The organism is Deltaproteobacteria bacterium, from assembly GCA_016709225.1.
In the GTDB taxonomy this organism is placed as follows: Bacteria; Myxococcota_A; Polyangia; order Nannocystales; family Nannocystaceae; genus Xiheibacterium; species Xiheibacterium phototrophicum.
Window position 1 is genome coordinate 2270742 of sequence record JADJEE010000001.1, and the last position, 11961, is coordinate 2282702.

Annotated in this window: 8 protein-coding genes; 5 read left to right on the top strand and 3 right to left on the bottom strand. The window is 73.0% G+C overall.

Annotated elements, in window-relative coordinates; genetic code table 11:
- Positions 1-50 precede the first annotated feature (50 nt).
- A complete protein-coding gene (locus IPH07_09205) occupies positions 51-968 on the top strand; it encodes a hypothetical protein (protein ID MBK6917564.1) in 918 nt (305 codons plus the stop codon).
- Between the two features lie 132 nt (positions 969-1100).
- Here IPH07_09205 and IPH07_09210 read toward each other — a convergent pair whose 3' ends face one another.
- Positions 1101-2180, bottom strand: a complete 1080-nt coding sequence (locus tag IPH07_09210) for a hypothetical protein (GenBank protein MBK6917565.1) — start codon at positions 2178-2180, stop codon at positions 1101-1103.
- 104 nt (positions 2181-2284) lie between these two features.
- Between IPH07_09210 and IPH07_09215 the strand changes: the two genes are divergently transcribed.
- Positions 2285-3217: a hypothetical protein gene (locus IPH07_09215; GenBank protein MBK6917566.1), complete on the top strand. Its 933-nt coding sequence runs from the start codon at positions 2285-2287 to the stop codon at positions 3215-3217.
- A gap of 4 nt (positions 3218-3221) precedes the next feature.
- On the opposite strand, the gene IPH07_09220 is transcribed toward IPH07_09215, so the two are convergent.
- Positions 3222-6341, bottom strand: a complete 3120-nt coding sequence (locus IPH07_09220; GenBank protein ID MBK6917567.1) for a protein kinase — start codon at positions 6339-6341, stop codon at positions 3222-3224.
- Complete coding sequence (locus IPH07_09225; protein ID MBK6917568.1) at positions 6338-6823, bottom strand: RNA polymerase subunit sigma-70; 486 nt, start codon at positions 6821-6823, stop codon at positions 6338-6340. The genes IPH07_09220 and IPH07_09225 overlap by 4 nt, the downstream gene beginning before the upstream one ends.
- A 263-nt stretch (positions 6824-7086) precedes the next feature.
- Here IPH07_09225 and IPH07_09230 point away from each other — a divergent pair, with 263 nt between their 5' ends.
- The 3 genes from IPH07_09230 (at position 7087) to IPH07_09240 (ending at position 11960) form a co-directional block, all read left to right on the top strand.
- Entirely contained in the window at positions 7087-7296 is a 210-nt protein-coding gene (locus tag IPH07_09230; GenBank protein ID MBK6917569.1) for a hypothetical protein, read from the top strand.
- 69 nt (positions 7297-7365) lie between these two features.
- Complete coding sequence (locus IPH07_09235) at positions 7366-10659, top strand: lantibiotic dehydratase (GenBank protein ID MBK6917570.1); 3294 nt, start codon at positions 7366-7368, stop codon at positions 10657-10659.
- Positions 10656-11960 carry a lanthionine synthetase C family protein gene (locus tag IPH07_09240; GenBank protein MBK6917571.1) on the top strand — a complete coding sequence of 435 codons (1305 nt, stop codon included), beginning with the start codon at positions 10656-10658 and terminating at the stop codon, positions 11958-11960. The genes IPH07_09235 and IPH07_09240 overlap by 4 nt, the downstream gene beginning before the upstream one ends.
- The last annotated feature ends 1 nt before the right edge of the window (position 11961 follow it).

Consider the following 11961-nt stretch of genomic DNA (forward strand, 5'->3'; position numbering starts at 1 on the left):
GCGCGCTGGGTTATGTTGGAAATATGTCGATTCGTAGTCTTTGCATCGTCGTGCTTGGGGCGCTCGCGTGTGGCCCGGTGGTGGCACCCCCGGGGGTCTCGGGCGAGGACGCCAACGGCGACGACACCGGCTCGACTGCCACCGGCGGACCCTCGTCGACCACGGACGAGGTGCCACCCAACCCGACCTCGGTGGGCAGCACGGTGACCACCCAGGGCCCGGGCGAGGATACGCAGGGCGAGACCGCCAGCAGCAACGCCTTCGTCAGCTTCATCGACGATGGCACCGACACGGTCTGCTTCACCCACTGCAGTGACTGCGACGTGTGGGCTCAGGATTGCCCTGAGGGTGAGAAGTGCATGCCGTGGGCGAACGACGGCGGCAACGCGTGGAACGCGACGCGCTGCTCTCCGCTCGAGGCGTCGCCCGACGCGATCGGGCAGCCGTGCACGGTCGAGGGTAGCGGCGTCAGCGGCATCGACAGCTGCGAGCTGGGCGCGATGTGCTTCGAGGTCGATCCCGCGACCAACACCGGTGTCTGCGTCGGCTTCTGCGCAGGCACGCGCGCCGACCCGGGCTGCACGACCGCGTGCGACGCGTGCCACATCAGCAACGACGGCGTGCTGACCCTGTGTCGACCGATCTGCCATCCCGGCCAGGACGACTGCGGACCCGGCCGCTCCTGCATCGACATCGACGGTGCATTCGAGTGCAGCACGTACGCCGGGGACGCGGCGATCGGGGAGCCGTGCGACAGCGACCTTTCCTGTCAGGCAGGGCTCGCGTGTGCACCCGCGGACGCGTTGTCGGACTGCGCGGGCCAGGGTTGCTGCACGCCATGGTGCGACACCAACGCAATCGATCCGTGCGGCGCGCTCGTGGCGGGCACGAGCTGCCAGCTCGTTCCCGAACTCGGCGACGGTGTGTGCAACCCGGGGATCGGTCGCTGCGTTTTGCCCCCGCCCTGAGCGAGACCGCCGACCAGCGCGGTCGCGTTGATGCACTGCGTCGCCGACCTCCTGCCCGACGACCCCCTGGTCCGACGCGCGCTCGCCCGGCTCGACCCCTGACGCTCGCCCGGCAACGGCCGCCGCGACGGCTCAACCGGCCGGTGTGAAGTCGTCGCAGGTCTGGTCGATGAGCGCGACCGCCTGCTCGAAGAAGCCGTTGAAGCTGGGCTCGCACACGCTGCCGCGAATGTGGTTGGGGAACATCTCCACCAGCGTGCGCAGCTTGACCGCGTCCTCGACCTCCGCGGCACACACTGGCGCCGGCTGGTCCACGTCGTTGATGAGGCCCAGCATCACGATCGCGGTGGCATCGCCCTTCTTCGAGGCGATCACGTTGGCGAACCATCCGTCGGGGATGCCGGTCGAGCCCTTGTCTTCTTCGTCCGTGATCATCGTGATGACGAGGATCGCGTCGTCGCGGATGAAGCCCTCGTTGCACGCGCCAGGCTGCGCGAGCTCGTCCGACAGCGCCGATACCATCGAGCTGGCCGCACGCTCGTCGCTGTCGCCGTCGCTGCCGACCTTGGCGGCGCACTGGAACGCCGCCGGTAGGTTGGGCTCCGTGACGTCCATGTAGCGCTTGCCGCTGGAGAACGAGCACAGCATGTTGGTCGCGTCGGAGCCCTGGGGGTAGTTCACGCCCGCGCCGAGCGTCGCATCGCACGGCGACGGTGGGCCCTGGCCGCAGGGATAGCCGGGGTTGGCGGGGCAGACCCCGCCGAACAGCGGGCACAGCAGCTCGCACTCGCCACCCCATGCCGCGTCGGTGTCGACGACCATGACGTGGTAGTCCTGCGCCTGCGTCAGGGTGTTCTGGATCGTCAGCATGAATCCAGGGAAGCTGGTGATGAGCGCGTCTTGCTCGTCGCCCATCGACGACGAGTTGTCGATCACGAACAAGAAGTCGACCTTGGTGCAGCCTTCGCCGCCGCCGCCCTCCTCGGCGGAGGCGTTGCTGGCCGCGCCGACGTCGAGCACCGGCCCGGCGCTCGCCCCCGAGGCTGACGCGTCGTCGTCGCTGCCCGCGGATCCGTCGCTACCGGGACCGCTGGCCGGCGAGCCCACGCTGATGCCGCTGACGCCGGAGCCCCCGGGCTCGCGGCCCTCGGAATCACCACAGCCGACGCCGGCGAGCACGAGCGCGAGCGGGAGCGAACGCGAGGGCAACATGCTCGCCAGTATGCCGGGCAAATCGCCCGCGCGCGCAAGGGCCCCGCCGAACTCGGCCTGCACCGCGGCAGCGCGGGCTTGAGGTATTGTCGGCCCACGCGCAGATGATCATCGTCGAGCAGCGCAGCTGGCTCAAGCAACTCAGCCCCTGGCGGGGCACGGCGCTGCAACGCATCTGGCAGCGACTCGCGCTGGTGATGGCCGCGGCGGCGGTGACCACCTGGCTGCACGTCCACTTCGAGGTCAAGCTCGACGTGCTGTCGCCGCTGCCGTTCTCGCTGGTCGGCGTCGCGCTGGGCATCTTCCTCGGCTTCCGCAACAACGCCAGCTACGACCGCTTCTGGGAGGGTCGCAAGCTGTGGGGTGAGCTGGTCAACACCTCGCGCAGCTTCACGCGGCAGGTGCTCACCCTGGTCGAGCCCGCCGCCGGCGCGACCACGCCCGACGCTCGCCACCGCAGCCTCGTCCACGGCGCGGCCGCATTCGTGCATCTGCTGCGCTATCACCTGCGCAGCGAGTCGGCCGGCAGCGAGGTCACCGGTCTGCTCGACGAGGCCACCCGGCGCAAGGTCCTGGCCGCCCACCATCCCCCGGTGGCGATGGTGGAGGAGCTCGGTGAGATCCTCGCGCAGGCCCGCCGCGAGGGCCGACTCGATCGCCACCTGGTGCCGGTGCTCGAGATCTCGCTGACCTCGTTCGTGCACGTGCTCGGCGCCTGCGAGCGCATCCGCAACACGCCACTGCCCGCGTCGTACTCGGTGTTGATCCATCGCATCGTCGCGATCTACGCCTTCACGCTGCCGTTCGGGATCGTCGACGGCATCGGTGTGTTCACGCCGGTGGTGGTCGGCTTCATCGCATACGCGCTGCTGGGCCTCGATGCGATCGGCGACGAGCTCGAGAACCCCTTCGGCTTCGACCCCAACGACCTGCCGCTGGCGACGTTGTCGAGGTCGATCGAGCGCAACCTGCGAGCGTCACTCGGCGAGACCGAGCTGCCACCGGCGTTGGTGCCCGAGCGCGGCGTGCTGCTCTGAGCGCTCAGGGTGCGCGCCACAGGCGGACGCGGCGGTCGAAGCCGGCCGACGCCAGCGTGTGGCCATCGGGCGCGAACGCGACCGCGGTCGCGCGGGTCTCGTGGCTGCCGACGGTGAGCAGCAGCTCGCCGGTGGCGGCGTCGTGCAGCCGGATCTTCGCGTCCCAGCCGGCGACGGCGATGCGGCGGCCATCGGGGGTGACGGCGACGTCCACGACCGCGCGACCGAAGGTCGGCGCCTGCCAGCGCCGCGCGAAGTCGTCGGTGAGCGCGACCAGTGTGCCGTCGTCGCGACCGATCGCCCATGCGTCGGCGCCGAGCGCTGCGATCGCGACCAGCCCGTGATCGACCGTGTCGCGCTGCGGCGTACCGCCACCGGGCTGCCAGCGCGCGAGGCCACCCTGCCCGACCGCGACGATCCGTGGGCCGCGCCAGGCCACGTCGCGCAACTCACCGACGCCCGCGTCGACCCGCGCCAGCGCTTCGCCGTCGCGCACCGCCCACAGCGCGATGGTGCCGTCGACGCCCACGCTGGCCACGCGCGCAGCATCGTCGGCGAACGCCAGCGCCGCGACGCCGCCGTCGTGGGCTGCCCGCCGCCACTGCACGTCGAGCTGCGGCGACGCACGCAGGACCAGCTCACCGCGGCGATCGGCGCTCGCAACCCACGCGCCGTCGGGACTGCTCGCGACGGCGTCGATGGTGGCGAGGTGGTCTCGCGCGCGGGCGATCACGCGACCATCGGCCCCCAACGCCAGCAGCACGTCGTCGTCGGCTCGCCCCCACTGCGGGCCGCCGCCGCCGAACAGGACCCGACCGTCGGCGCGCCACGCCAGCGCGTGCAGCTTGTCGTCGGCGAGCGGCGCGAGCTCGGTGGGCGGCGCGTCCGACCACCACAGCCGCACCGTGCCGTCGGCGCTGCCCGAGGCGAGCCACCCCTGGTCGCTGCACGCGAGCGCCTCCACGGCGAAGTCGTGGCCTCGCAGCGTCCGCTCGAGCACACCCTCGCCCCGCTGCCAGAGCGTCACGCGGCCGTCGCGACCTGCGACCGCGATCCGCCGGCGGTCGAGCGCACACAGATCGAGGACGCCGTCGGCGAGATCGGGCCACGTCCGCGCCGTTCGATCGGCCGCGTGCGCGACGACGTGACGCCTCCAGCCGCCGGTGAGGAGCTCGCCGTCGGACACCGCCACGGCCTCGGGCCCCTGGGGATCGTCGCGCTGTTCGAGCACGCGCGCATCGGCCCACGCCAGCCGCACGGCGCCGCGCTCGGTCGCCGCCCACACCGCGTCGCCGTCGAGCACCAACGGCGCCAGCCGCCGTGCGAGCCGGGTCGCGAACACCTGCGTGCGCCGCTCGACATCCCAGCGCTCGAAGCTGCCGTCCTGGCGCGTCACCAGCAGCTCCCCGCGGTGCGGCGCGAAGGCCAGCGCGACCACGGTGCTGGGCCCGTCGGCGAAGCTGCCGGCGTCGCGACCGTCGGCCGCGATGACGTGCACGCGTCGTCGGTCACCACCGACGAACACGCGACCGCCCGTGTCGTCGATCGCGATCGCGTCGAGGTCGTCGCCGGTCTCCACCTGCCAGCCAGAGTCGAAGGCCAAGCGCTCGCCCGCGCGGCGGCGCAGCCCGTGCACGCGGCCGTCCTCGGTCACGGCGTACAGCCATTGCTGCGTGCCGTCGAGCACCAGCCGACGCACCGGCGATCCGAGCGCGAGCAGGTGCGCACTGCCGTCGACGAGCGCGAGCAGCCGATGCCACTCCCAGCCGCGCGCCGCGGGTGCGCAACGACCGAGCGCGAGCTTGGCCCGCGCGAGGTCGTTGCCGGCCAGCGCGCGCTCGGCCACCGCGATCTGGTGTGCGTAGTCGTCGGCGGCATCGCCGATGGGCGCGGGCCCGAGCGTCGACGGCTCGTCGCCGGACTCCGCCGCGTCATGCGGACCGCGACCCGCCAGCGCGAACGCGATGCCGCCGGTCGCCAACGCGGCCGGCACCGCCCGACGCGCCCGCCATACCGCGCGGCGCAGCGCGTGGACCCGCGCCGATCGTCGCGAGCGCACCGGCTCGCCCCGCAACGCCCGCTCGAGTTCGTCGGCCATCGCGGTCGCGCTCGCGTGGCGATGCGCGGGCTGCTTCGCGAGCGCGGTGAGGATCACGGCATCGAGCGCGCGCCACCGCGGACCGGCCACCGCGGTCGGTGGCGCCGGCTCGTGGCTGCGGATGCGCGCGGCCACCAGGGCCGGCGCGAGCCCCTGCAGCGGGTACGGCAGCCCGCCGGCGACCAGCTCGTACGCGATCACGCCGAGCGCGTGTACGTCGGTGCGGACGTCGAGCTCGCGACCGTCGGCTGCACACTGCTCGGGGCTCATGTACTGCAGGGTCCCGACCAGCTCGCCGATGCCGGTACCGAGGGTGGCGCCGCGCGCCGAGCCGTCGAGCAATCGCGCGACGCCGAAGTCGATCAACTTGGGCCGGCCGTCGTCGCCGACCAGGATGTTGCTGGGCTTGAGATCGCGGTGCAGGACCCCACGCTCATGGGCGTGGGCGACCGCGCGGCAGACCTCGACCATCGCCGCGACGCGACCGCATCGATCGATGCCGGCGTCGTCGGCCCACGCGGTGATCGAGCGCGCGTGCGGGATGTACTCGAGCGCGAAGTACGGCAGCGGGCCCAGCTCGCTGTCGTAGGTGGCGGCCTCGTAGATCTCCGCGATGCCGCGGTGTCGCAGGCGGCCGAGGATCTCCGCCTCCTGCACGAAGCGACGGCGCAGCGCGTCGGCGTCGAACCCCGCGCGCAGTAGCTTGAGCGCGACCAGCCGCCGCGGCGCGCGTTGCCACGCGGCGTAGACGGTGCCCATACCGCCCATGCCGATCACGCGCTCGACCTGGTACTGACCGACGGTGCGGCCCTCGAGCCACGCACGCCGCGGCGCCTCGGGTAGGCCGAGGTCGACGGGCTCGAGGAAGTCGCCGGCGTCGGCATCGGCGGCCAGCAACGCCTCGACCTCGCGACGCAGCGGCTCCCGCCCCTCGCAGCGTCGAGCGAGCAGCTCGGCGCGTCGATCGGGCGGCAGCTCGACCAGCGCCAGGAACAGCTCGCCCGCCTCGTCCGGCTCCGCGCTCATGCGCCGGGCTCTCGCAGGTGGCGATACAGCGTCGCGCGGGCGAGCCGAAACGTGCGCTCGACGGTCCGCAGCGGCGTTGCACACACCGCAGCGATCTCGGCGTGCGCCATGCCGGCGAAGAAGCGCAGCTCGACGATCCGTGCCGCCAGCTCGTTGCGCTCGGCCAGGCGATCGAGCGCGGCGTCGAGCGCCAGCAGATCCACGACCTCGCCGTACGCGTCCGCGATCGCGAGGTCGTCCAGCGGCTCGGTCGTACGGCCCGCGTTGCGCTTGACCCGACCGCGTCCGCGCGCGTGGTCGACCAGGATGCAGCGCATGGCTCGGGCCGCGGCCGCCAGGAACTCGCCACGGCTGCCCCACGACGGATCGTCACCGACGCGAAGCCACGCCTCGTGCACGAGCGCCGTGGTCTGCAGCGTGTGATCGCCCCGCTCCCGCCGCATGAGCCCGTGGGCGAGCCCGTGCAGCTCGGCGTAGATCATCGACCAGCTGGTGGCCGAGACCTGCGGTGGGGCTCGGCCCCACGCGTCGTCCGGTGGCTCGACCTCGCTGGCCATGCCCCACCAGCGTAGACCGATCGGCCGCCCGCGGACAGCCGACGCCCGCGTCGCGCGCGGCACGTGATTCCTCTGCGATCGCGCAGTCAACGGCGGGGGCACGCGTGCCGGCGCTTCGTCATGTTCCTGCGCGCGCGCTGCAATGAGTGCCCGTGCCCGCTCCAGGCGGGCGCAGAAAGCGAGAGCACATGAAGAAGAAGCACATGAAGCTGGGTCTGCGGACGGAGACCGTCCGCAACCTCAGCGCGGCCACGGGCGGGATCACGATCAAGACCCACGGCCCAACCTCGACGTACACCGCGCCGAGCGACAGTGGCGCAGCCTGCCTGCCTCCGCACACGAGCTCGACGTGCTTCTCGGACTGCGGCGACTGCACGCCGCAGACCCAGGGCCCGTAGCGCCCTCACCTCGCCGGCCTCGCCGGCGGGGACGCGGGACCGGTTCTCCGGTCCCGCAACTGCCCACGCATGCCCGCGATCACCAACGTCGACCAGAGCCTCGTCATGTGCGCAGCCCAACACCCTTTCGTGATGAATCGTCGCTTCGTGGTGCGTACGCCGCTGCTGCCGCAGCAGGTCTTCACGCGCTGGTGCGAGGTCGACGACGGCGACATCGAGTCGCGCATGCGTCGACTCCGGGCACGCCTCGCCGCGTGGCTCGACGATCCCGCGGTGCGCGAGGCCATGGTCGTCGCTTCGCCCAGCCTCGCGGAGTCCATCCCGCTGTGGCGCGAGGACCCCGACAGCGAGCGCGGCTCGAAGGCCGAGCGCGCCCTGGTCCGCTACCTCTCGCGGATGAGCACCCGCGCGACCCCCTTCGGTCTGTTCTCGGGGGTCTCGGTGGGGCGTCTCGGAGATTCGACCGTCCTACAGCTGGCGCCGCGACTCGACTACCGCCGCAGCACCCGGCTCGACGGCCAATTCATCGACGAGCTCAGCGAGGCGCTGGCCCGCGACGAAGGCGTGGCGGCGGCGCTGCGCTTCGTGCCCAACGACAGTCTCTACGAGAGCGCGGGGCGACTGCGATATGTCGCGGCGAGCAGTGCCGGCGGACACCGCACGCACACGCTGGTCGACGTCGACGCCCACGAGGCCGTGCACGTCGTGCTGGCGGCCGCGCGCAGTGGCGCCGCGACGCGCACGTTGATCGAGGCCCTGCGTGGGAGCGACGCCACGCTCGACGAGGACGAGGCGGCGGGGTTCGTCCGCGAGCTGTGCGAGGTGGGCATCCTGCGACCCGTGCTGGCACCGCCGACCACCGGCGACGAGCCCGGTGCGGTGCTGCTGCGCCGGCTCGACCTCGGCGCGCCCGAGTCCGACGCGCGCACGCTGCTGCGCGACGCCCTCACGGACCTCGCCGCGATCGATCGCGACGGCGTCGGCATCGACCCGACGCGCTACGACGCGATCGCGGCCGGCCTGAGTGCCGCGCCGGCGACCATCGTGCCCGGCCGACTGTTCCAGGTCGACCTCTTCAAACCCGCCGAGATCACGATCTGCCCGCGGGTGCGCGCGACCCTCGAGGAGGGCATCGCGATGCTGCACCGCATCTCGCCCTCGCCGCAGCCGCCCGGGCTCGAGCGCTTCCGCGAGGCATTCAAGGCCCGCTTCGATCGTCGCGAGGTGCCGTTGGCGGTCGCGCTCGACCATGACGTCGGCGTTGGGTTCGAGCCCAGCAACGATCCGGCGGTGTTCGCCGAGCCACTGCTGGCGGGGCTCGCGTTCCCGCGTCCCGGTGGCGGTGGCGCGACCTGGTCGGCGCGTCACGACTGGCTGTCGCGGCGTCTCGAGCAGCTGCCACGGGGCCAGATGCGCCTGGAGCTCGACGACGACGACATCGCGGCACTCACACCCCGCGAGGCCATCGCGCCGCTGCCCGACGCGTTCGCGGCCCTCGCCGTGATCGAGGGCCGCGACGCCGACGCCATCGCCCGCGGCGCCTTCACACTGCATCTACAAGGCGTGGTCGGCCCCTCGGGCGCGCGCCTGCTCGGGCGCTTCTGCCATCTCGATCCCGAGCTGCGCGCGTGTGTCGACGAGCACGTCGCCGCCGAACAGCGGCTGCGCCCCGAGGCCGTGTTCGCCGAGGTCGTGCACACCAGCGAGGGTCGGGTGGGCAACGTCGTCGCGCGGCCGGTGCTGCGCCAGTACGAGATCGAATTCCTCGGGAGCTCGGGCGCGCCACCCGAAAGGCGGCTCGCGATCGACGACCTGCTGGTCTCGGTGCAGGGTGACCGCGTGGTGCTGCGCTCGCGCCGGCTCGCCTGCGAGGTGGTGCCGAGGCTGTCGACGGCGCACGCGTACGCGGGCCCGAACCTGCCGACCTACCGCTTCCTGTGCGCGCTGCAGGACCAGGGCATCGCCCGCGCCGGCTGGAGCTGGGGACCACTGGATGCGCTCGGCTTCCTGCCGCGGGTGTGCTGGCGCAACCTCGCGTTCTCGCGCGCACGCTGGCGTCTGCACAAAGACAGCTTGGCCCCGCTCGTCGCGGCCGCCCACGGTGCCGGTCGTGGCGCGGTGGCGGCCGCGGCTCGCCGCGCGACCGTGATGGCCGCGGCCGCGAGCCTGCGCGAGCGCGCCCGCCTGCCGCGGTACATCGAGCTCGCCGATGGCGATCACATCCTCGCGGTCGACCTCGACAACCCGGCGAGCGTCGAGAGCTTCGCCCACTTGCTGCGCGGTCGTGCCGCCGTCATCGTTCGCGAGCTGGTCCCCGATCCCGAGCACGTCGCGGTGCGCGGGCCCGAGGGTGCGTTCACCCATGAGCTGTGCGTGCCGTTCACGCGCGCCGGAGAACCAACGCGCACGACCGCCCAGCGGCCACGCCCACGCGCCGTGGCCCCCCGTGTGCTGGTGCCGGGCAGCGAGTGGCTCTACGCCAAGATCTACGTGGGCCATGCCCACGCCGACCGTGTACTCGAGTCGGTGGTCGCGCCGCTCACCACCAAGCTGCGGGCCACTGCCGAAGTCGATCGCTGGTTCTTCCTGCGCTACGCCGATCCCGAGCCGCACCTCCGCGTGCGTTGGCGTGGCGATCCCGAGCGCTTGCTGACGCTGGGGATCGTCGGGCTGCGACATGCGCTCGCCGAGTGGATCGCCGACGGCAGCGTCGCGCGCGTGCAGCTCGACACCTACGAGCCCGAGCTCGAGCGCTACGGGGGCGCCGCGGGGCTGTCCGCGAGCGAGCGGTTCTTCGCCGCCGACAGCGACGCCGCGCTCGAGATCCTCGCCGCGCTCGAAGCCGATGGCGGCGATGCTGCACGGGCGCTGCGCTGGCAGGCCTGTGTCTGCAGCATCGACATGCTGCTCGACGATCTCGGGCTCGCGCTGCCAGCGAAGCTCGAGCTCGCGCGGACGGCCCGCGACGCGTTCCACCGCGAGTTCGGCGTCGAGACCGGATTTCGCCGCCAACTCTCCGCGGCCTACCGCAGTCGGCACGCACGCGTGGAGGCGCTGCTGGTGGATCGAGACGGGCTCGACGACGCGCTGGCGATCGCCTGCGCCGCGCTGCGCCGCCGCACCGTGGTCGTGCGGCCGGCGCTGGCGACACTCACGCGCCTGGCCGCGTCGGACCAGCTGGGGGTGCCGCTGCACGACCTCGTCCGCACGTGGGTGCACTTGATCTGCAACCGCCTGCTCCGCGCGGCCCATCGCGCGCAAGAGGTCGTGCTCTACGACCTGCTCGCGCGCGCCTACGAGTCGCTGCTCGCCCGCGCACGGGTGCAGGCCGCCGCACCGCGTCACGCCGGAGCTCTCGCATGATCCCCGCCAGCCCACCGCCCGAGCCGCGCGCGTCTGAATGGCGCGGCATCCTCGACACCGACGCGCACGGCGAGCGCACCCGCACGGCCGTCGAGGCCACCGTGCGCGCCATCGCCGACGATCTGATCCGCGCGACGGTGGAATCACCGGCGGAGCTGCACGGCGATCTGTCGCTCGGACGCGGGGCCCCGGGCGCCGCGTTGTTCCTGGCCTACTGGGGGCAATACCTGGCCGACCGCGCGCCACGGGCCGCGGACCTGGCGTGCGCCGCCAGCCGGCACCTGTTGGAGCAGACGCTGACGACGCTGGCGTCACGGCCCGGACCGGCGTCGCTCTACCAGGGCTACACGGGCGCCGCGTGGGCGGTTCAACACGTCGCGGCGACCGACGACGGCGACGACCCGCTGGCCGGCCTCGACGATGGACTCGCGCGCGGACTCACCGGGCTGGTGCCCTGCTTCGATCTCGTGTCGGGACTGGCGGGCGCATTGGTCTACGCCCGCGAGCGCGGCGCGAACGGCCGCGCGCTGCTGCAGCCCACCGTCACCGCGCTCGCCCAGCTGGCCCAGCCCGGCACGCCCTGCGGTCGCACGTACTTCACCACCGCTGCGCAGCTGAGCCCGCAGACCCGGCCGCACTCGCCCGACGGGCACCACGACCTCGGGCTCGCGCACGGCGTGCCAGGGGTCATCGCCGCCATCGTCGGCGTGCTCGAGGACGACCTGGCGAGCGGGCCGACCCACCGCGATGCAGCGACGCTGGTCGACGACGCGATCGGATGGCTGCTCGCGCAGCCGATCGTGGCGCACCCCCACGCGCGATTCCCCGCCGTGCTGCGGCCCCGCGCGGAACCGCAGCCCACACGCCTCGCGTGGTGCTACGGCGATCTCGGCATCGCGCTGACGCTCGTGCGAGCGGGCCGCGTGCGCGCCAACCCGGCGTGGATCGAGCACGGGCGCGCGCTCGCCCGCCTCGCCGCACAGCGCGAGCCCGACACCGCCGGGGTCGTCGATACCTCGCTGTGCCACGGCGCTGCCGGTCTCGCGCAGCTGTTCGCGCGGCTGCACGCGGCGACCGGCGAGCCTGCGTGCCGAGCCGCCGCGCAGCGATGGCTCGCCGACGCACTGGCGCGTCGCCAGCCCGGCACCGGCGTCGGTGGCTATCGCCACCCGCGGGGTCGAGACCCGGGCGTACGCGACCACGCGGGCTTCCTCGAGGGCGCATCGGGGATCGGCCTCGCGCTGCTGGCGATGATCGACGACACCGAACCGGCGTGGGATCGCCTGCTGCTGCTCTCGTAGT

Excerpts from the sequence above, each read along its gene's own strand:
- IPH07_09230 (MBK6917569.1), top strand. The coding sequence starts at position 7,087 with ATGAAGAAGAAGCACATGAAGCTGGGTCTGCGGACGGAGACCGTCCGC.
- IPH07_09210 (MBK6917565.1), bottom strand. The coding sequence starts at position 2,180 with ATGTTGCCCTCGCGTTCGCTCCCGCTCGCGCTCGTGCTCGCCGGCGTC.
- IPH07_09215 (MBK6917566.1), top strand. The coding sequence starts at position 2,285 with ATGATCATCGTCGAGCAGCGCAGCTGGCTCAAGCAACTCAGCCCCTGG.
- IPH07_09220 (MBK6917567.1), bottom strand. The coding sequence starts at position 6,341 with ATGAGCGCGGAGCCGGACGAGGCGGGCGAGCTGTTCCTGGCGCTGGTC.
- IPH07_09225 (MBK6917568.1), bottom strand. The coding sequence starts at position 6,823 with ATGATCTACGCCGAGCTGCACGGGCTCGCCCACGGGCTCATGCGGCGG.
- IPH07_09240 (MBK6917571.1), top strand. The coding sequence starts at position 10,656 with ATGATCCCCGCCAGCCCACCGCCCGAGCCGCGCGCGTCTGAATGGCGC.
- IPH07_09235 (MBK6917570.1), top strand. The coding sequence starts at position 7,366 with ATGCCCGCGATCACCAACGTCGACCAGAGCCTCGTCATGTGCGCAGCC.